A 22,229-nucleotide genomic window follows, 5' to 3' on the forward strand; every position below is an offset into this window, starting at 1 on the left:
AACAATTATTTTAAAACCCACCAATATATAACCAGGTTCATATATTTAATCTCTACCATCAATTCGAAATATTTTTTACAACAATATCACTTGTATAGCTTTTTGAATCATATATTTTTGCCTGTTATACAGTCCACCTTGTAGACAGCATAACAGGCAAGGGTAATGCATTCCATTCTCTATAAAAAGAAAATGGAATTCACTATTATTGAGTTGGATATGGTACTTCCTTATCGATAATCGTTACTCCATCCCGTACGATTTTATAGTGACCCTTTGAGCCTTCTTGAATTACAAATTCTAAAGAAATTGTTGCCGACTCTGAAATCGTTCTAGTTTCAATTGGTCTATCCATCTTTTGTTGCATATCTTCTTTATAAATTTCTATTGTTTGCGGTTTTTTCTCACCTATTATAGAAGACTCATATGGGATAGAAATGTTATCCACCTTCACTGTTTTTGTTACTTTCGGCTTAGGGCCATTCGAGATGATAAGTGTCACTTTATCTCCTTCTTTTAACGGAGTTCCTGGTTTTGGCGATTGCGAAATTACAAGACCTTTATCAACCGTATCTGAATACTCTCGTTTTATATCTGGAGTTAATTTTCTCTCATTCAAATCACCAGTTGCACTATTTTCAGTCCATCTTGAAAAATCACCTGGTCTATTTTGATAAGGACCTTTACTTATCCAAACTTTCAGTTCTTGCTCCGCCTCTACAACCATTTGATCAGGTGTCGGTATTTGTTCTACAATTTCACCTTTTGGTTTATCATTTTCAATATAATTTTCAGTAACCTGTTTATATCTTTCTTCTAACTCGGGTTTTACACTCTCAAAGTTTTGACCTGTAAAATCCTTCATCTTACTTTTCTTTTTTCCACCTGATTGATAGATAGTAATTTTAGAACTTTCCTTCACTACTCTTCCTGCTACAGGATCAGTTTTTATTACATCTCCAGCTTCCACATCATCTATATATACAATATTAGGTTCTGTCACTTCAAAACCTTTTTCTACCAACTTATTTACAGCTGTCGTATATTTCATACCAGCCACATCAGGAACTTTTACATCTTTCGGAATAAAGAATCCCGGAATAACAGTAAGAGCTAATGTTATTCCAATTGCTAAAAGTAAAAATGTCGTAATTAAAACCTTAATCCATTTATTACTTCGTTTTTTCTTCTTATCTAATTCAGTATGTTCTTTTCTTTTTGGTTCATCCACTTTACTTCCACTTAAAACAATCGTTTCATCAGTTACATTTTCAAATAATTGTTCTTGTTGGATAATTGGAATCGCTTTCGTCGCTTCCATATCTTCTGGTATGTAAAATGGCTGTTCATTAATTCGTTCTGGATATAAAGCCGTTTCAATATCTCGTTTCATCGCATTAGCAGATTGGTATCGATGGAACGGATCTTTAGCAGTTGCCTTTAATATAATATTCTCAACACTTTGCGGAATATTTTCATTCCATCTTCTTGGAGACGGTATTTCACTTTGTAAATGTTTTAAAGCTATTGCAACAGCAGATTCACCAGAAAACGGTTGTCTTCCTGTTAACAATTCGAACATAACAATACCAAGCGAATAAATATCTGATTGTTTATTTGCTATCCCGCCGCGCGCTTGTTCTGGTGATAAATAATGCACCGAACCAAGTACTGAATTTGTATGTGTAATAGTTGTTGCACTTGTAGCTGTCGCAATTCCAAAATCTGTTACTTTTACTACTCCATCAGCTCGAATTAAAATATTGTGCGGTTTTATATCACGATGCACAATTTCAAAATGATGAGCGTGTGCCATGGCGGATGTTAATTGCTCCATAATATCAAGAGCTTCCCCTATAGGTAACATCCCTTGCTCAATTATGTATTGCTTTAATGTTTGTCCAGGTACATACTCCATTACAAGATAATATATACCATCTTCTTCTCCAACATCATACATATTCACAATATTTGGATGCGACAACGTTGTAACAGATTGCGCTTCTCGATGGAAACGTTTAATAAACTCTTCGTTATTGGAATAGTCGAGTCTTAATATTTTCACCGCTACATCTCGGCCGAGTATGTCATCATGAGCTAAATATACATTGGCCATCCCTCCACCGCCAATCATTTTTAGCAGCTTATAACGGTCATTTAAGCGTTTTCCAATCAGCACGTTGCACTTCACCTACTTTCGTTTGTCGAATCCGCATAATCAATAAGAACAAGAGTAATATTATCCTCTCCACCACGATCATTCGCCAATTGAATGAGACTTTGCACCTTAGCTTCGAGCTGTTCATTTAACTGTAAAATTTGTTGCATATCAGTCATAGGGACTTTATTAGACAATCCATCAGAGCAAAGAAGCAATTGATCATCTTCTTCAAGTACCAATGTTTTAACATCTAATCCGACTTTTTCTTCTGTTCCTAGCGCTCTTAACAAAACATTTTTTTTCGGGTGGTATTCTGCATCTTCCTTTGAAATTTCACCATGTCTCACAAGTTCATTTACAAGTGAATGATCTTCCGTTACGAGCGACATTACTCCCTCTGATACCATATAACAACGACTATCTCCTATATGACCTATTGTTACAAAATTAGGCGTACAAATTGCTATGATAATCGTTGTTCCCATACCATCACACTCTACGTGTTGTTTAGAATATTCAAAAATGCGTTCATTAATAATTCCAACACTAGTATGTAACCACTCTTCTACTTTTTTAGGCTCATTCATATTATGCGTTTGCTTCCAATAATCATGGAATAATTGAATGGCCATCGAACTAGCTACATCGCCAGCTCGATGACCTCCCATTCCATCTGCTACTACCGCTAAAATATTTCCATCTAAATTGTGAAAAACTCCTGCACTATCTTCATTATGTTGACGAACTTTCCCTTTATCCGATAGAAACACGGCTTTCATCTCGTCACCTCGTCTCTTCTTTGCGCTCCTTCGCACGCAACTGACCGCAGGCAGCATCAATATCGTGACCTTGTTCACGGCGAATTGTTACATTCACTCCACGATCTTTAAGCGTTTTTTCAAATAAGAAAATTTGCTCACGTGGTGTTCGTACGTAATCACGTTCTGGTACGTAGTTAACCGGAATTAAGTTCACATGACACTTTACACCTTTTAAGAGCGCAGCAAGTTCTTCAGCGTGCTCAACTTGGTCATTTTCTCCTCCAAATAGTCCATATTCAAATGTAATACGACGCCCTGTTCTATTTACATAGTATTTAATAGCTTCCATTAAATCAGGTAGCTTATAAGCACGGTTAATCGGCATTAATTTTGAACGTAATTCTGAATTTGGAGCATGCAATGAAATCGCAAAATTAATTTGTAACTCTTCTTCAGCAAACTTGTAAATTTTCGGAATAATACCACTCGTCGAAACTGTCATATGTCTTGCACCAATATGAAGTCCTTTTTCATGGTTAGTGATGCGTAAAAATCCCATTAAATTATCATAGTTATCAAATGGTTCTCCAATTCCCATAACAACAAGAGAACTTACACGTTCTTCCGTTTCATCAAGCGCGCGTTGCACTTCTACTACTTGCGCTACAATTTCTCCAGCTTCTAGGTTTCGTTTTAACCCGCCAAGTGTAGAAGCACAGAACGTACAGCCAATACGACAACCAACTTGTGTTGTTACACAAATAGAATTTCCGTATTCATGTCGCATTAATACCGTTTCAATAGAGTATCCATCATATAACTGGAATAAGAATTTAATCGTTCCATCCGAAGACGTTTGTTTTACTAACGTGTTTAAAGTAGTAATATCAAAGGAATTCGACAATTTATCACGCAATCCTTTAGAAAGGTTTGACATATCCTCATAATTTTTTACACGTTTTTTATATAGCCAGTCAAAAATTTGTCCAGCACGGAACTTCGGTTCTCCTTGTTCCTTTAACCAATCTTGCATTTCATGAAGTTGTAAAGAGTAAATTGATGGTTTTTTCGTTTCTACATTTTTCTTTTGTTTTTTTACAGTCGTTTCCATGATGCTACACCTTCTTCCTTAAACAAGCAATATAAAAGCCATCCGTTGCAAAATAATGCGGTAAAATTTGTACTTGACCTTCATTAATATACGGACTTAATTTTTCTGGCATACGTTCTTTTATCGTAGTATCCCATTCAAATTCAGGATGTTCTTTTAAAAATTTATCTATTACTTGTTCATTTTCTATTTTCTCAATTGTGCACGTACTATAAACAAGACGACCGCCTTGTTTTAATAATGGTGCTATCTTTTCTAATATCGCAAGTTGAATCGTCGATAATCTTTCACTATCGCCTTTATCTTTTCCTAACTTAATATCAGGTTTACGTCTAATTACCCCAAATCCAGAACATGGTGCATCTACTAATATTTTATCAAAAGTTTCATTTGCAAAGTGCTCTTGCACTTTTCTAGCATCTAACGCTTTTGTTTCTATATTTTCTAGACCAAGTCGCTCTGCTTGTTGTTTAATTAAACGCACTTTATGCGCGTGTAAATCAAGAGACATTACTTTACCAGTTCCCTTTAAACGCTCAGCTATATGCGTAGTTTTACCACCAGGAGCAGCACAACTATCAAGAACTGTCTCTCCCTCATTCGGGTCTAAAGCACGTGCAACAAGCATAGAGCTTTCATCTTGAATAGAAAGGAACCCTTTTTTAAACGCTTCTGTATGCGCTACATTCCCTCTTTCAATTTGAATTGCATCATCTGACAAATCGCCAGACTTTGCTTCTATTCCTTCACTTGCCAACAACTCAATTGCTTCTTCTACCGTTACTTTATCAACGTTCACACGTGCTGTAGGTACTGGTGGTAACATGTTTACTTCACACATTTTCTCTGCTGTCTCTAAACCATATTCAGATGCCCAATCTTGTACTAACCAAACTGGGTGACTCGTTGCAATTGCAAGACGTTCCACTGGATCTTTGATTTCATCTAATGAAGGTACACCTTCTCGCTGAATTGAACGCAATACTCCGTTCACCATGCCTGAAATCCCTTTATGCCCACGACGCTTTGCTATTTCAACCGCTTCATGAATAGCCGCTCTTTCTGGCACTCGGTCCAAATATATCATTTGATATAAAGATAAGCGAAGCAATACTCTTACCCACGCCTCAACCTTCTTTTTTAAAAAAGGCTGTAAATAATAATCTAATGTGTCACGACGTTGAATCGTTCCATATACAATTTCAGTTAATAAACCAATATCTTTTCTATCAATTGCATTTTTTTCAATTAGATTATTTAAAAGTAAGTTACTATATGCACCACTTTTTTCTACTTGAATTAAACCATCAAGAGCTAATTCACGAACATTTTGTCTCATGCATTTTCTCCTAACTTCGTGCCAATTTCAGGTTTTGTCCCACGTAAAAATTGTGAACAACTCATACGCTTTTTACCCGACGGTTGCAATTCAGTAATTTTAACACCTATTTCATTCCCTGTTGCAACAACAAATCCATCTTCTTCAAGACCAACTATTGTACCTGGTTCAGCTTTCGCTTCTAGAGAAACTTTCTCTCCCCACCATACTTTAACAACTTGTTCTGCTAAAGTCGTATATGCAACTGGCCATGGGTTCAATCCGCGAATGTGATTGTATACTTCTTCACCTGTTTTTGTCCAATCAATTTTCTCTTGCTCACGTTTTATATTATATGCGAATGTCACTTCATCTTCATTTTGTTTAATCGGTTCTAACTTACCTTGAATTAATAAAGGTACTGTTTTAGATAGAAGATGTGCACCGGCTTCACTTAACTTATCAAATAACGAGCCCGTCGTTTCACGCTCTTCAATTTCCACTTCTACTTGCGTTAAAATATCACCAGCGTCTAATTTTTCTACCATATACATAATTGTAATTCCTGTTTTTTCTTTACCTTCCATAATTGCATAATGAATCGGTGCACCACCGCGTAGTTCTGGAAGTAAAGAGGCATGGACATTAATACATCCGTACTTTGGCGCTTCTAAAATTTCGTTTGGTACAATCTGACCGAACGCAGCTGTTACAATTAAATCCGCCTCTAATGCTAATACTTTTTCATATTCGTCTTTTTCACGAATTTTCAGTGGTTGTAACACCGGAATACCATGTTTCTCCGCTTCAACTTTAACAGGTGTAGGTGTTAATACTTTTTTTCTACCTACCGGACGATCTGGTTGCGTCACAACACCTACTACATCATAGCCATCTTCGATAAGACGACGAAGCACCGGCACTGAAAAGTCCGGTGTTCCCATAAATACTACTTTAATCATTTAAAAACCGCTCCTTTTAACACCTATTCTAATTCGTTTTCTTCATAATATCTTGTCACTTTCGATGTAAATAGAACACCGTGTAAATGATCGATTTCATGTTGAATTGCACGCGCTAAAAATCCTTCCGCTTCTAATAAAAACACTTTACCTCGGCGATTCTGTGCTCTTACTTTAATATAATCTGCACGTTCCACTTCACCATAAAGTCCCGGGAAGCTTAAACAGCCTTCGGGACCTACTTGTTCACCACGTTTTTCTAATATTGATGGATTGATTAACTCGATTTTCCCAGTATCATCATCGACATCAACAACTGCTACTTGCAAGCTTACCCCTACTTGAGGTGCAGCTAAACCGACTCCGTCCGCCATTAACATTGTTTCATGCATATCTTTCAACAATTTCACTAACTTTTTATCAAAGTTAATTACTCTTTCACATGGTGTTTCTAACACTTCATTTGGATGCTTTACTATTTCTAAAACTGCCATATTTCCCTCCGCTACATTAACATTGTTGGATTAAAATCAATTGAGATTTGTAGCTCTTTTTGCATTTCTGCTTGATAATGTTCATTTACCATTTTGAGCACGTTCTTTAAGTTTGGTTCCCGTTTGTATTTTATCATGCATTGGTAACGATATCTATCTTTTATCCTTGGAATTGCTGAAGCAACTGGCCCTAACACCATCGTTTGCTGCGAACAATGCATTCGTAAATGACCGACAATTTTTTCCGTCACTTGCACTGCCTTTAATAATTCTGGATGAGATACCGTTACAAGTACAACATAGTAATAAGGTGGATATTGTCTTGTTCGTCTCATTTGCATTTCTTGGTCAAAAAACACATCATATTGCTGGTTCTTTGCTAACTCTATACTATAATGTTCTGGCGTATACGTTTGAATTACAACTTCCCCTGGCAATTCATGTCTACCTGCCCGTCCACTTACTTGCGTCAATAATTGATATGTTTTTTCACTCGCCCGAAAATCAGGTAAGTGAAGCATCGTATCTGCAGTTAAAACACCAACGAGCGTTACTTTCGGAAAATCAAGTCCTTTGGCGATCATTTGTGTCCCGAGTAATATATCTGCTTTCTCTTCACCAAATGCCTTTAATAACTTCTCATGCATTCCTTTGCGACTTGTCGTATCTACGTCCATTCGAATGACTCGCGCTTCTGGAAATAGTTTTGTAATTTCTTCTTCTACTTTTTGTGTGCCTGTACCAAAGAAACGAATATATGTACTTTGACAAGCTGGACACGCAGTTGGCATATTCTCCTCATAACTGCAATAATGACATTTTAAACGATGGTTCATTTTATGATACGTCAGCGAAATATCACAATGTGGACATTGTACAACATACCCGCAATCACGACACATCACAAATGTTGAATGACCTCTCCTATTTAAAAAGAGAACCATTTGTTCTTTCTTTTCTAGTCGATCTGCTATTTTTTCATGCAACGCCTTCGAAAACATTGATCGATTCCCGTCGCGAAGTTCTTCACGCATGTCAACAATTTCTACTGTTGGTAAAGCTTGTTCGTTCATACGTTTTTCCATCGTTAATAGTTCATAAACACCTTTTGTCGCTCTTGCAAATGATTCAAGTGTAGGCGTTGCACTTCCAAGAACGATTGGACATTTATGATATTGCCCTCTCCACACCGCTACATCTCTTGCATGATACTTCGGGTTATCTTCTTGCTTATAACTCGATTCATGCTCTTCATCAATAATAATAATCCCTAAATTTTCAAAAGGAGCAAAAATAGCTGAACGGGCACCAACTACCACTTTCACTTCTTTTCTTAAAATTTTACGCCATTCATCATATTTTTCACCAACAGACAGTGCACTATGAAGAACCGCTACTTGCGAGCCAAATCTACCTTTAAAACGATCTACCATTTGAGGCGTTAGCGCAATTTCAGGAACGAGTACAATAGCTTCTTTTTCCTTCTTCAGCACCGCTGCTATAGATTGTAAATATACTTCTGTCTTTCCGCTTCCTGTAACACCATATAGTAAAAATGGATTGTAAGTTTCATTTGTAATTGATGATAAAATAGGTGTAATAACTTGCTTTTGTTCCTCTGTAAGTGGAAATGGTTTCGTTTGTTCAAAATCATCATCGTCATACGGATTCCGGTATACTTCCACATATTTTTCTGAGATTAGCCCCTTTTTAACAAGTGATTTTATTGGAGCATCTGTTATTTGTAGCTCTTCTGTTAACAATTTCAACGGTACACTTTTATAATTTTCCACAAAATAATAGAGTACATCTTGTTGTTTTTTACTTTTCAATTCAAATGCAGCTAATTCTAATTTATCTTCCGGCAACTCTGGCTGAACGACTCTTTGTTTCTTCTTCTGCACTTTATCTTTCACTTGATATACGACTTCCATCGTACCATTTTTAATTTCTTGTTGAATAGCGCGGTATAAATGTGGCTGCGCCTCAATAACTTCCCAATCGATTGCTTCCTTATCCTGAAATAAATACAGTATTGCAGGTGCTACTTCTTCTTGTTTACGAAGTTGTAGACGCTTTTTATACGTTGCTTTTATCGCTGTCGGAAGCATGACTTGAAATGCTGAAATCATATAACATAACGTTTCACTTGTAAGCCAATATCCAAGCTTTAATAATTCATCATTTAAAACCGGTGTTACATCTAATATTTCATGGATTGTCTTTAATTTCTTACTTTCCACGTCAACCGAATCTTTAATCTCAATAATAAAACCTTGCAATTTTCTTGGACCAAATGGAACTACTACACGCATTCCTGTCTGTACAATATCTTCCCATTTTCTAGGGATAATGTAATCAAACGGTCTATCTGTCTGACGGGCAGGTACATCAACAATTACACTTGCAAATTTCATAAACGATCATCTTCTAACATCATTTCAATTTGCTTTAATATTTCGCGAGCTACCTCTTTCTTTGTTAAAAGTGGCAACTCAATAACTTTTCCATCTTTTCTATACATTGTTACAATGTTCGTATCTGTGCCAAATCCAGCTCCTTGCGCTTTTACATCATTCGCAACAATCATATTCGCATTTTTCTCACGTAACTTTTTCGTTGCGTATTCCTCTACGTTTGTCGTTTCAGCAGCAAAACCGATAAGTAACTGTTTACCCTTCTTCTCACCTAGCGTTTTTAAAATATCTACCGTTCTCTCTAATTCAATTACAGCATCACCATTCTGCTTTTTCATTTTATTATCATGAACATATTTCGGGCGATAATCTGCAACAGCTGCTGTTTTGATGACAACATCTACATTTTGATAATGTTGAAGGACTGCTTCTAACATACCCTGCGCTGAATCCACTTGTATCGTTGTTACATGTAGTGGCGGATTTAATGCCGTCGGCCCCGAAACAAGTATGACATCAGCCCCTAAGTTCGCTGCTACTTCTGCAATCGCATACCCCATTTTTCCAGAAGAAAAATTCGTCATAAAACGAACTGGATCAATCTTTTCACGCGTCGGGCCAGCAGTTATTAACATTTTCTTACCTTGTAGTGGTTTTTGTTCCGTGAATGCTTCTTCTAACCGCGCAATAATTGCTTCAGGTTCCTCTAGTCTTCCCTTCGCTACATAACCACACGCTAAAAAGCCTTCCCCAGGCTCAATAAATGTATATCCTAACGTTTTTAACTTCATCATATTTTTTTGAACAATTTTATTTTCGTACATATGCACATTCATAGCAGGTGCAATCCATACTGGAGCTGTAGTAGCTAACAAAGTAGTTGTAATCATATCATCCGCAATACCACCAGCTAACTTCCCGATACAATTGGCTGTAGCAGGTGCAACAAGTACTACATCTGCCCAATCTGCTAAATCGATATGAGCAATAACAGCTGAGTCTTTCTCATCGAATGTATCTGTATATACATCATGACGAGAAAGTGCTTGGAATGTAAGAGGCGTAACAAACTTTATTGCCGACTCACTCATGATCACCTTTACAATAGCACCAGCTTGTGTCAATTTACTAGTTAACGCAGCCGCTTTAAAGACCGCAATGCCTCCTGTTACACATAGGAGTATCTTTTTCCCTTTTAGCATATGGCTCGTCCTCTTTCTTTTTCAAACTTATAATACTGAAACAGGTTTCTCAGCTCTTCAGTACCAATATTTCATCCTATCGTAAAAAAATAACAACCTACTTGTAAATAGGTTGTTACCGTTACATAGAAAATTATAAAGTCTATGTTTTAATTTGTCGAAAATAATATCTTAATCAATTATTTTGCCTTCGCTTGGTACATATTTTAACACTTCTACATCGATTTCTTCTAATGCTTTACCTACACATTTATGAGAAACAGGTTGTTCAATAACACAGTTGTTAGCAAGTTGCATTTCACGTGCACGCTTTGCAGCTACTGTTACAAGTGTATATTTAGAATCGATTTTTGTTAGTAATGAATCAATTGATGGATTTAACATAATTATAGACCCTCCGTCATTTCTTTATAATATTTTGCTACTCTTTCGCGGCGGCAATGTTCACCAACCACAATTGCTTTAATTCTATCACAAGCTAATTCAACTTGATCATTTTCTACAACATAGTCGTAAGCGTCCATCATTTCGATTTCTTCTTTCGCTACAGTTAAGCGATTTTCAATAACATCTTCAGTTTCTGTACCACGGCCGACAATTCGGTTTTTTAGCTCAGATAAACTTGGGGGTGCTAAGAAAATAAATACACCTTCTGGGAAAGCTTTCTTAACTTGAATTGCTCCTTGCACTTCAATTTCTAAGAATACATCTTTTCCTTCTTGTAATGTTTTTTCAACATAGTCAATCGGTGTTCCGTAATAATTACCTACGAACTCAGCCCACTCAAGTAATTTTTCATTACGAATCATTTCCTCAAATTCTTCTCTCTCTTTAAAGAAATAATCCACACCATCTACTTCACCTTCACGCGGCTTACGTGTCGTTACTGAAATAGAGTATTGAAAACGTGTATCCTCATGGCTAAACAGCTCTTTTCGAACCGTTCCTTTACCAACCCCAGAAGGTCCTGAAAGAACGATGAGCAATCCTCTTCTACTTCTCATAAATATGTAAAACCTACCCTTCCTCACTTAAATCTTCTTTATTATTCAAACGATGTGCAATCGTCTCTGGCTGAATTGGACTTAATACAACATGCCCATCATCCATAACAATAACCGCCCTTGTTTTTCTCCCATACGTAGCATCTAGTAAAGCATTATGTTCACGTGCTTCCTGTACTGTTCGTTTAATAGGAGCTGACTCCGGACTTACAATAGCAATAATTCGATGAGCAGATACAATATTTCCGTATCCAATATTTAAAAACCGCATGGCCATAGTTTGCGCCTCCTAGTAAGTCTATCCGATTTCTCCACCACGTATAACTTTATATATTTTTTGAAAGCTACTCAATATTTTGTACTTGTTCACGAATTTTTTCAAGGTTATTTTTCATTTCTACAACATATTTTGAAATTGTTAAGTCATTTGCCTTCGAACCAATCGTATTAATTTCTCGATGCATCTCTTGCACGATGAAGTCCATTTTTCTTCCAACAGGCTCTTCAATCTGCAGTGTTTCACGAAATTGTTCTAAATGACTTTGTAAACGAACTAACTCTTCATGAATATCACAACGCTCTGCAAACATCGCGACTTCTGTTAGCAATCTTTGTTCGTCTAGATCTTGATTATGTAATTCCTTTAAGCGATTTTCTAATCGTTCACGATATTTTTGTGTAACAATCGGTGCATGTGGAATAATTGCATTTACACAATTGTGAATCTCTTGTAAACGATACGCCATATCTTTATGTAATCGTTCTCCTTCGCCATCTCTCATCGTTTTCAACATTTGAGCAGCTTGGCGAACAGCCTCATATAAACTATTCTCAAATTGTTCATTTACGTTTTCTATTTCTTCAATTGCCGTTACTTCTGGCATTGCCATTAATTGCCCAAGTGTAATAGAATCTTGCAATTGAAATTTTCCTTTTATATCTTCCATCATCGATTGGTACTGCTTGAGAAGCGACCAATTCACACTTAATTTTCTTTCAACAAGCCCTTCACCCGTTATACTAATAGACACTTCAATGCGCCCACGTCGAACTTGCTGTGCGATTATTTTACGAATTTTGTCTTCAAATACCATCATTTGCTTCGGAAGTCGAATACTCATCTCAAGAAAACGGTGGTTCACCGATTTCATTTCTACTGTAATCTGAAAAGTATCACTTTCTACTTTCGACCTTCCAAACCCTGTCATACTAGAAATCATTTTTATCACATCCAAGCCATGAAATAACTCAATGAAAAAGGTAATAGAGACAAGGCTCTACTACCTTCTGTAAATTATATCACATTTTCATATCATTGACTATTTCAAGTTTAATCCCTTCTTATATAAAAGTGGCTTTTTCTCCTTACCTTTTTTCCTTGTTAATAAAGAACCTACTAATAAGAAAGTCGGAATTGATGACAAACCTCCAATTAACAACCAATCTCTTGCTTGTATTGGCATTGTACTAAAAATTGGTTGTAACGGTGGATAATAAATAACAACGAGCATTAACAACAATGAAATGATAACAGCCCCTACTAAATACACGTTCCCAAATGGATTGCGATGAAAGACAGAATGTTCACTTCGGCAATCAAACACATGAATAAGTTGCGCAAGTACCAAAGTCGCAAATGCTACTGTCTGTGCATATTTCAGTTCATTCGGATGTTGATTATATGCGATAATAAACGCTACTAACGTCACTGCTCCAATGAGGAACCCTCGACTTATAATTTTCCAGGCAAGCCCTCTGGCGAATACTCCCTCTTTCGGATGCCGCGGCGTTCTCTTCATCACATCTCCTTCCGCCTTATCCAAACCTAATGCCATCGCTGGTAAACCGTCGGTAACTAAGTTCACCCATAATATTTGAATTGGAACCATCGGCAATGGCAGTGCCAGTAACATCGCAAATAACATAACTAAAATTTCGCCGACGTTTGATGCTAACAAATATCGAATAAACTTTCGAATATTTTCGTATATGTTTCTACCTTCTTTAATCGCTGATTTAATCGTCGCAAAGTTATCATCTAACAATACAAGCGAAGAAGCTTCTTTCGCAACGTCTGTTCCTGTAATACCCATCGCTATCCCAATATCCGCTGTTTTTATAGCTGGTGCATCGTTTACTCCATCTCCTGTCATCGCTACTATATGCCCTTTATTTTGCAATGATTTAACAATTTTTAATTTATGTTCTGGTGATACACGAGCAAATACGTAAGTATCTTCTACAACATTTTCTAGTTCCTCTATATCCATATTTGCTAGCTCAACACCTTCCACCACACGACCTCCTGGTGGTAAAACCCCTAATTGTTCCGCAATCGCCATCGCTGTTACTTTATGATCTCCTGTAATCATCACTGTTCGAATACCAGCTTCTTTACACTCTTTTACCGCCTGCGCTACCTCTGGTCTTGGCGGATCGATCATACCTTGTATCCCGATTAACATAAAATCTTTTTCAACATCTCTCTCATGTTCAGTGGAATCTGTTACTTTTAATGGCTTAAATGCAACCGCAATTGTTCGAAGCGCTTGGCTACCTAAACTATGAATAGCCGCCTGTACTTCTTTTCTATATAACTCACTCATCGGTTGCTGCTTATCACCCCATAAGATTGTTTGGCTCATTTGCAGGAGGACGTCTGGAGCTCCTTTCGTAACAACAAACTTTTTCCCATCTCGATCACGGACAATAACACTCATCATCTTTCGAGTCGAATCAAATGGGAACTCACGAATAATCTCGAACTTCCCTTTCAGTGCATCACGTGTTATTCCCGCTTTCATTGCTGCAGCTACAAGTGCTCCCTCTGTTGGATCCCCATCTAATACATACGCCTTTTTCTTTTGAATAATATTTGCATTGTTACATAGTGAACCGAATGTAAGTAGCTGATAAAGCGCTTTTGTCTTAGCTGGATTAACTTCTATTTCACCTTTCATAAAAGATCCATTAGGTTCATATCCTTGACCAGTCACTTTCCACAACTCTCCACCTGACCACATATGTGTTACCATCATTTTGTTTTGTGTCATTGTTCCTGTTTTATCAGAACAAATTACAGAAGCACAACCTAATGTTTCTACAGCTGGTAACTTTCTTACAATTGCTCTCTTTTTTATCATACGCTGTACACCAAGTGATAAAGCTACTGTAACGATTGCGGGCAATCCTTCTGGAATAGCAGCAACAGCTAAGGATACACCTGCTAAAAACATATGGTATACTTCATTCCCTTGATACACACCTGCTAATACAACGAGTGCTGTCAAAATAAGAGCTACAATAATTAATATTTTCCCGAGTTGCTCTAATCTTCTTTGCAGTGGTGTTTCCATTTGCTCTGCATTTTGCAACATATTTGCAATTTGGCCCATTGCGGTATTCATACCAGTCGCTACAACGACTCCTGTTCCAGATCCTCGCGTAATCATCGTACCCATAAAAGCCATATTTTTTTGATCACCAATTGAAACATCTTGCCCTTGCAATGCTTCTATCTTCTTTTGTACAGGTACTGACTCTCCTGTCAGGGCAGACTCTTCGATATATAAACTCGATGCCTCAACGAGACGGACGTCAGCCCCAATACGATCACCACTGGAAAATTTAATAACATCACCTAAAACAAGTGCTTTAGATGGTGCCTTTACCCACTTTCCATTCCTCATTACCGTAACTTGCGGGGCGGCTAGTTCTTTTAAAGCTTCCAATGATTTTTCAGCCTTTCTTTCTTGAAAAAAACCTAGAATACCATTGATAATGACAATGGCAACAATAGCTATAGAATCAATATATTCACCTAAAAATGCAGAAACAATTGTTGCTCCAAATAAAACAAGTACCATAAAATCTTTAAATTGTGCTAAAAATACCATTAGTGCAGAAGGCCTTTTTGCTTCTTCTAATTCATTTGTACCAAATTTCTTAATTCGCCCTTCTGCTTCTTTCTCTGTAAGTCCAACCTTTACATTCGTATTCGTTCTTTCTTCCACTTCATGTGCCCGCATTCCATACCAGTTCATCCTGCCATCGACCTCCTGATTCCAGACATACTCTATTGAAAGCTTATTCAGCCTCGTCCAAAAAAATGCTATAATTAACTTTTAGTTAGAAAGGAGTGTTCATTTATGGCATTCGATGGATTATTTACAAGAGCAATTACACATGAAATTGCAAATTCTCTTTACACAGGAAGAATTTCCAAAATATATCAACCTTCAAAATACGAGATTTTATTACATATTCGAGCAAACGGAAAGAACCAAAAACTAATTCTTTCGTCTCACCCTACATATGCGCGTATGCACTTAACGAATCAAAACTACGATTCACCAGCAATACCGCCGATGTTTTGTATGCTTCTTCGTAAACATTTAGAAGGCGGATTTATTGAAAAAATTGAACAAATTGACTTAGAACGTATTATTCAAATTACAGTTCGCAGTCGGAATGAAATCGGAGACGAATCATTAAAAACATTAGTAATCGAAATAATGGGACGACACAGTAACATTATCTTAGTAGATACGAAAACAAATGTTATTTTAGATAGCTTAAAACACATATCTTTAGCGGTAAACCGCCATCGTACTGTATATGCTGGAGCTGAATATGTTGCCCCTCCAGCACAACATAAGGTTAATCCGCTTCTTATCGAAACAGCAGCTGATTTTATTAGACCGCTAGACTTTTTATCCGGAAACATGGACAAACAACTTGTCGGAGCATTTATGGGAATTTCCCCATTATTCGCAAAAGAAGTTGTAAAAAAAGCAGGTATGGCAAATGAAAAAGCATTATCTGAAGCGTTTTTCTCCATACAAAAACCATTACTAACTCATGCATATTCACCAACAATGATTACTGCAAACGGAAAAGAATTCTTTTATCTTTTCCCTCTTACACACTTGCAAGGAGAAGAAAAAACATTCTCATCTGTTAGTGAATTGTTAGACCGTTTCTTTTTCGGAAAAGCGGAGCGAGACCGTGTAAAACAACAAGCTCATGATTTAGAACGCTTTATGCAAAACGAAAAAAACAAAAATGAGAAAAAACTTATTAAACTTGAAAAAACATTACAAGATGCTGGAAAAGCAGATAAATATCAACTATTTGGAGAGCTACTTACAGCCAATATGTACGCTTTGAAAAAAGGCGATAAAGATATTGAGGTCGTTAATTATTACGATGAAAATGGCGGTACTGTAAAAATCACATTAGATCCTTTAAAAACACCGTCTGACAATGCACAACGCTATTTCCAAAAATACCAAAAAGCAAAAAAATCAGTTGTTGTGGTAGAAGAACAAATCGAAAAAACCAATGAAGAAATTCTTTATTTTGATAGCTTACTTCAACAAATGGAAGCTGCTTCTTCAAAAGATATTGAAGAAATTCGTGAGGAATTAGCCGAAGAAGGATATGTGCGTAATCGTAAGACGAAAAATGCAAAGAAAAAGCCTACAAAACCAGTATTAGATAAATATGTAGCTAGTGACGGTACAGAGATTTTCGTTGGTAAAAACAATAAGCAAAATGATTATTTAACAACGAAATTTGCCCGTCGGGATGAAATTTGGTTACATACGAAAGACATACCTGGTTCTCACGTTGTCATTCGTTCTTTAGAACCTGCTGAAGAAACTTTACTAGAAGCTGCAAAAATTGCCGCTTATTACAGTAAAGCAAAAGAGTCTAGCTCTGTACCTGTTGATTTTACAAAAATACGCCATGTGAAAAAACCGAGTGGTGCAAAGCTTGGATTCGTTACGTACGATAACCAACAAACAGTATATGTAACACCAGATGCTGACATCGTAATGAAATTAAAAGCGTAAATATAAAAAATGCGTTGCTAGATAGCAACGCATTTTTTATATTCATTCACATTCGTTCCTATATCCATTAACTAATTCACACTATCTTTCTTTTGTCATTTTATATATTGTCAAAAAGATTGACAGTGTCATTACGCATTTGTATAAATTTTTTTACAGTATGTATATAAAGTTCAACTCAAGTCAATGTTTTTATCCCCTACTAATTGCAATCTGAATTTTATTAACGGCACGCCTCCCACAAAATAGCTGGATAATCGTTTATTTTCCCTAATATATATTTTGGCACGCTATTTGCTTTATTCAATACTGTGAAAAGGAGGAATTAACATGACTTTAAAAATTGATAAAATCCAAAATCAACTACATCATTATGGACTTGACGGATTACTTATTACAAAAAAAGAAAATCGCCAATATGCAACAGGCTTTACAGGTAGTGCTGGTGTCGTCTTACTCTCTGCAGATCAAGCTGTTTTCATAACTGATTTTCGCTATGTAGATCAAGCCAAAGTACAAATAAAAGACGCGGAAATCATTATGCATAAAGGGAATTTGGAAGAAGAAGTTGCCAATCAAGTATCCAGATTAAACATTCAAAAACTTGGAATTGAAGAAAATAACATGACATTGCAACAATATAAAAACTTACAAAAATACGTACATGCGGAAATGATTCAAGTGTGCGAAATCATCGAAAATATTCGTATTATTAAAGACACGCCTGAAATAGAAACAATGAAAATTGCAGCTACTATTGCTGACGAAGCATTTCACCACATCCTTACCTTTCTAAAACCAGGAATAAGTGAAACTGATGTACGAGATGAGTTAGAATTTTTCATGCGAAAAAGAGGAGCTACATCTTCATCATTCCAAATCATTGTAGCTTCTGGCGTTCGTTCTTCTCTTCCTCATGGCGTTGCATCAAATAAAATAATCGAACGAGGCGATATCGTTACATTAGACTTCGGTGCACTTTACGACGGATATTGTTCCGATATAACACGTACTGTAGCGATCGGAGAACCGTCAGAAGAATTCAAAAAAATATACAATGTTGTACGAGAAGCATTAAAACGTGGAACTGAAGCAATTAAGCCTGGAGAAACTGCGAAAAGTATCGATGATGTAACGAGAGATTACATTACAGAACATGGATACGGTCAATACTTTGGCCACTCTACCGGGCACGGTCTTGGGTTAGAAATACATGAACCGCTTCGCCTATCCCAAGAAAGTAAGGCAACTTTACAAGAAGGTATGGTTGTTACAGTTGAGCCGGGCATTTACATACCAAACTGGGGCGGTTGTAGAATTGAAGACGATATCGTCATTACAAAAGAAGGCTATGAAGTTATTACAAAATCAAATAGAGAACTAATTGTTATCCCTTGTTAAAATCATGGCCCTTTTTAAAAGGAGTTTTTCTCTACACATAGAATTCCTTCTCTGGAGTATTCGTTTAAAGAGGGGGAATTTAAATTGAATTTTGTAATCGATAAGATAGATGGTTTACAGCTTGAATTTTCAAAACTTGTTTCCATGATGAATTACGCCCGTTACACAACGATGCAAGCAGTGGAAGGTTTAACAATTGATGAACTTGATTATTTATATGACGAAGAAGCAAATTCAATTGGCATGCTATTATATCACATGGCTGCTATTGAATTTTATTACCAAATTCATACCTTTGAGGATCGTGAACCGACAGATGCCGAATTAGAACGTTGGTTACCTGCTGTAGAGTTAGGGGCTATTGGACGAGAAAAAATAAAAGGAAACTCCATCGAATTTTACATCCATACATTACAAGAAGTACGCTCTAAAACAATTGAAACTTTTCAATCCTTACCCGAGGAATGGTTATTTAAAACGACAGACTTTTGGCATGACAAACCAGCAAATAACTACTTTAAATGGTTCCACGTATTTGAAGATGAAATTAACCATCGTGGACAAATTCGTTTAATAAAAAAGATGCAAAAAGCTCATTCAGTAAAATAAGAAAGTGCCACCTTATCCGGTGGCACTTTCTTTTATTCATTTACAAATATTTTCCTGTTTGCTTTTTTAGCAATAGCTGTTACCACTATTAAAATGAATAGTAAGTATAACCATTTTGCAACAAGTAACCACCCTTGAAAAATTGCTATGTCATTCATTTGTTCATAACCTTTTTTTAGCAAGAACGGAATTGTACTAATTATAATAACAAACTCAATGCTATAAATAATTTTCTTTTTCCGACTATACGTTTTCCACTCTTTCCAGCGGTACAAGGGAGCAAAAATGAATATGCCTATACATAATATAAATGGTGTCCATTCACTTTTTAAAAATTGTGCTGAAATGATAGATACTATTAAACAACCGAGCACACCATAATACCCTACTTTCTCTCTCATTCGTACTACCCCCATTCTATTCGCTCTTTACTATATAACTCCCTATTCTTATCATGACTCTTAGGAAAATAACGACTACAATTACAAAATAAAGACCTTTCGCAGACGACATCCATTGTTGAAAAATAGACATTTGCTTCTGACCTTCTATTAAAATAAAACCTACTACAAATGAACTAACAACAATGATATCTATCATAATTCCAATACTTTTCTTACTATGCTGTTTCATGTCATCCCAGCGAGATAAAAGCAAAAACACAAACCCGAGAACAGGCATAATACTTATCCATTCATTGTTTGTAAATAGATCTAAAATGATTAATAGACTACAAGAAATGATAAAGTGAAACTTTAATCCGTGGGGGTGTCCCCCACGGATTATTAGTTGAACCAATCGGGCTTTTACGGGCAGTTGATTTCCTACCTAACTCCCTCGCATTCGCCAACTTTTGAGGTGGGAATCTTACTGCCCGTTAATGCGGGATAAATCCCCAAAAACCAACTTTTTTTGCGCATACGCCCTCCTCCAGTTCCATTTTTAGGATTAATTGTATTGTAACATCCATTTTATACCCTTACCATTACAGTACATGAAATTTTATTTTTCCCTATACTCACATACATTCACCGCTTTCATACAATGAACTACACGAACGCCTAAAGGATGTGAATGTTGTGGGAGTTGAATTAACGCTTTTACATGCTCTCTATATTCTTTGTTTACTCACTATTATTACCTTTTTTATTTTTAGAAAAGATACAACGATCATTTGTATCATTTTTATCCTTTTATTAGCATTAACCGCTACAAGTTCTATCCCTCTTGCCGTTAGCAGTATTTTTCAAAGTTTTATTTATGCCATAACTGAACTATTACCAACTATATTGATCATCTCCATTATCGTATCGATGAGTAACCTACTCGTTCATACTGGCATAAATGATACGATGATTTTACCATTTACAAAGATGATTCGTACACCTACACTTGCCTACTGGATTATCGGCCTTTTAATGATGACAATTTCTTTCTTCTTTTGGCCTTCCCCAGCTGTCGCGTTAATGGGGGCTATTTTATTACCCGTCGCTGTACGCGTCGGCCTGCCACCAATTGGGGTTGCAATTGCTATGAACTTATTTGGACACGGAATTGCTTTATCCGGCGACTTCGTTATTCAAGGTGCCCCGAAATTAACAGCGGATGCAGCTGGTTTACCAGTTTCTAGCGTCGTATCCGCAAGTGTCCCCCTCGTTATCGTTATGGGCGTTGTTACAACTTCTGTTGCTTTTTTCTTCTTACGAAAAGAATTTCATACAGGCTTATCGTTGCAAGACTCTTCTTCAGCAACTGAACCATCCAAAACTATCATTTTATTATCTCCTCACATAAAGAAATGGCTCGCCATATGTATCCCTATCGTATATATCATTGATATCCTTTGCATGATTCAATTTAAACTACAAGGAAGCGATGCAACAGCACTTATTGGCGGGACGACTGTTATTATGATTATCATTATTGCTCTCATCGCCTACAAAGGAAATGGCCTGAATAAAACGACCGATTATTTTATAGAAGGGCTCCAATTTGGATTTAAAATCTTTGGTCCAGTTATCCCAATTGCTGCACTTTTTTATTTAGGGGATAGCGGATTTGTAAAAATTATCGGGGACTATTTACCGAAAGGTTCACACGGAATCATTAACGACTTAGGAATCGCCTTATCTCAAACTGTTCCTTTAAACCAATATGTATCAGCGGGAACACTAACTATCGTTGGTGTCATAACAGGGTTAGATGGATCTGGCTTTTCCGGTATATCACTTGCTGGTTCGATTGCCAATCTTTTCGGCACAGCACTGGGGAATGGAATAGCTACATTAACAGCACTTGGGCAAATTGCTGCAATCTGGACCGGAGGCGGGACTTTAATTCCTTGGGCGCTTATTCCTGCCGCTGCCATTTGTAAAGTAGATCCATTTGAACTTGCACGCCGAAACTTTTTACCAGTTATAATTGGCTTAATTGTCACCACAATCGTTGCGATGTTTATTCTATAAAGTAAGCAGGTGTTCTCTTGCTTACTTTTTTATTGTGAAATCAATCATTTATTACGGACTTTCAAAAGGGATTATGTATATGTTAGCGAAGTTATATTAGGAGAGTATTTATTTCAAAACGTTTACGAGAAACAGATTACTTCCATTCGAAAAGGGGACATAACTATGAATGAATTGATTTTCGTCTTATTAATTTGTCCATTACTTATCTTTATCGTTTCTGTTATTGGAACCCGCAAGACGCAAACATATTACGTAATGCCGATTGTAACGTTTGCTAGTTTTTTAATACTAGGTGTCATCGCCTTTACTCCAAAATTTTTCTTTTGGATTGGCATGTATAGCATTTTCTCATTTATTGTTTCTTATATGACTCTCTTGTTTGTGAAAGGATATGAATTTGTAGAAAGCACTAAGTAGTTAGTAGTAAGGGGCTTTGATATTGATGGGAATTTGCTTGAATTTA

20 protein-coding genes are annotated in these 22,229 nt (G+C 36.6%); 5 read left to right on the plus strand and 15 right to left on the minus strand.

Annotated features, from left to right (window positions below):
- Positions 1-205 precede the first annotated feature (205 nt).
- From prkC to F0362_RS19005, 13 genes are all read right to left on the minus strand, one after another.
- Complete coding sequence (gene prkC, locus F0362_RS18945; RefSeq protein WP_000904737.1) at positions 206-2,179, minus strand: serine/threonine protein kinase PrkC; 1,974 nt, start codon at positions 2,177-2,179, stop codon at positions 206-208.
- An 8-nt stretch (positions 2,180-2,187) separates the two neighbouring features.
- Complete coding sequence (locus F0362_RS18950) at positions 2,188-2,940, minus strand: Stp1/IreP family PP2C-type Ser/Thr phosphatase (protein ID WP_000648690.1); 753 nt, start codon at positions 2,938-2,940, stop codon at positions 2,188-2,190.
- Positions 2,941-2,944: 4 nt separating this feature from the next.
- On the minus strand, positions 2,945-4,033 hold the full coding sequence (gene rlmN / locus F0362_RS18955; protein ID WP_000450536.1) for a dual-specificity RNA methyltransferase RlmN: 1,089 nt from the start codon (positions 4,031-4,033) through the stop codon (positions 2,945-2,947).
- A 4-nt stretch (positions 4,034-4,037) separates the two neighbouring features.
- Positions 4,038-5,372 carry a 16S rRNA (cytosine(967)-C(5))-methyltransferase RsmB gene (rsmB, locus tag F0362_RS18960; protein ID WP_001249655.1) on the minus strand — a complete coding sequence of 445 codons (1,335 nt, stop codon included), beginning with the start codon at positions 5,370-5,372 and terminating at the stop codon, positions 4,038-4,040.
- Positions 5,369-6,313 (minus strand): methionyl-tRNA formyltransferase, encoded by a 945-nt coding sequence (gene fmt / locus F0362_RS18965; RefSeq protein ID WP_000598797.1) that lies wholly within the window; start codon positions 6,311-6,313, stop codon positions 5,369-5,371. The genes rsmB and fmt overlap by 4 nt, the downstream gene beginning before the upstream one ends.
- Before the next feature lie 23 nt (positions 6,314-6,336).
- Positions 6,337-6,807, minus strand: coding sequence for a peptide deformylase (gene def / locus F0362_RS18970; protein WP_000279472.1), 471 nt, complete (start codon positions 6,805-6,807; stop codon positions 6,337-6,339).
- Positions 6,808-6,818: 11 nt separating this feature from the next.
- Entirely contained in the window at positions 6,819-9,224 is a 2,406-nt protein-coding gene (gene priA, locus F0362_RS18975; RefSeq protein ID WP_000666740.1) for a primosomal protein N', read from the minus strand.
- Entirely contained in the window at positions 9,221-10,426 is a 1,206-nt protein-coding gene (gene coaBC / locus F0362_RS18980; protein ID WP_149889924.1) for a bifunctional phosphopantothenoylcysteine decarboxylase/phosphopantothenate--cysteine ligase CoaBC, read from the minus strand. Before coaBC ends, priA begins: the two co-directional genes overlap by 4 nt.
- Before the next feature lie 171 nt (positions 10,427-10,597).
- Positions 10,598-10,810, minus strand: a complete 213-nt coding sequence (rpoZ, locus tag F0362_RS18985) for a DNA-directed RNA polymerase subunit omega (RefSeq protein ID WP_000933967.1) — start codon at positions 10,808-10,810, stop codon at positions 10,598-10,600.
- Positions 10,811-10,812: 2 nt separating this feature from the next.
- On the minus strand, positions 10,813-11,430 hold the full coding sequence (gene gmk, locus F0362_RS18990; protein ID WP_001257739.1) for a guanylate kinase: 618 nt from the start codon (positions 11,428-11,430) through the stop codon (positions 10,813-10,815).
- 13 nt (positions 11,431-11,443) lie between these two features.
- A complete protein-coding gene (gene remA / locus F0362_RS18995) occupies positions 11,444-11,707 on the minus strand; it encodes an extracellular matrix/biofilm regulator RemA (protein ID WP_001251456.1) in 264 nt (87 codons plus the stop codon).
- A gap of 67 nt (positions 11,708-11,774) precedes the next feature.
- Positions 11,775-12,650, minus strand: coding sequence for a YicC/YloC family endoribonuclease (locus tag F0362_RS19000; protein ID WP_000625871.1), 876 nt, complete (start codon positions 12,648-12,650; stop codon positions 11,775-11,777).
- Between the two features lie 99 nt (positions 12,651-12,749).
- Positions 12,750-15,473, minus strand: coding sequence for a calcium-translocating P-type ATPase, SERCA-type (locus F0362_RS19005; protein ID WP_001104768.1), 2,724 nt, complete (start codon positions 15,471-15,473; stop codon positions 12,750-12,752).
- A 105-nt stretch (positions 15,474-15,578) separates the two neighbouring features.
- Here F0362_RS19005 and F0362_RS19010 point away from each other — a divergent pair, with 105 nt between their 5' ends.
- The 3 genes from F0362_RS19010 to F0362_RS19020 all read left to right on the plus strand — a co-directional run bounded on the left by F0362_RS19010 (position 15,579) and on the right by F0362_RS19020 (position 19,298).
- A complete protein-coding gene (locus tag F0362_RS19010; protein ID WP_000863272.1) occupies positions 15,579-17,288 on the plus strand; it encodes an Rqc2 family fibronectin-binding protein in 1,710 nt (569 codons plus the stop codon).
- Between the two features lie 330 nt (positions 17,289-17,618).
- The gene (locus F0362_RS19015) at positions 17,619-18,689 is read left to right on the plus strand and encodes a M24 family metallopeptidase (protein WP_000172784.1); all 1,071 of its coding nucleotides are present in this window, start codon (positions 17,619-17,621) and stop codon (positions 18,687-18,689) included.
- 84 nt (positions 18,690-18,773) lie between these two features.
- Positions 18,774-19,298 (plus strand): DinB family protein, encoded by a 525-nt coding sequence (locus F0362_RS19020; protein ID WP_001012024.1) that lies wholly within the window; start codon positions 18,774-18,776, stop codon positions 19,296-19,298.
- 32 nt (positions 19,299-19,330) lie between these two features.
- Here the strand turns inward: F0362_RS19020 and F0362_RS19025 are convergent, their stop codons facing one another.
- The gene (locus tag F0362_RS19025) at positions 19,331-19,699 is read right to left on the minus strand and encodes a YoqO family protein (RefSeq protein ID WP_001208472.1); all 369 of its coding nucleotides are present in this window, start codon (positions 19,697-19,699) and stop codon (positions 19,331-19,333) included.
- Between the two features lie 16 nt (positions 19,700-19,715).
- Positions 19,716-20,081 (minus strand): YoqO family protein, encoded by a 366-nt coding sequence (locus F0362_RS19030; protein ID WP_044810435.1) that lies wholly within the window; start codon positions 20,079-20,081, stop codon positions 19,716-19,718.
- A gap of 296 nt (positions 20,082-20,377) precedes the next feature.
- On the opposite strand from F0362_RS19030, the gene F0362_RS19035 reads away from it, so the two are divergent.
- A complete protein-coding gene (locus tag F0362_RS19035; RefSeq protein ID WP_000537882.1) occupies positions 20,378-21,763 on the plus strand; it encodes a hypothetical protein in 1,386 nt (461 codons plus the stop codon).
- 165 nt (positions 21,764-21,928) lie between these two features.
- Complete coding sequence (locus tag F0362_RS19040; protein ID WP_001003941.1) at positions 21,929-22,183, plus strand: YbeF family protein; 255 nt, start codon at positions 21,929-21,931, stop codon at positions 22,181-22,183.
- The last annotated feature ends 46 nt before the right edge of the window (positions 22,184-22,229 follow it).

Origin of the sequence: Bacillus sp. BS98 (genome assembly GCF_008432245.1) — a bacterium.
In the GTDB taxonomy this organism is placed as follows: domain Bacteria; phylum Bacillota; class Bacilli; order Bacillales; family Bacillaceae_G; genus Bacillus_A; species Bacillus_A toyonensis.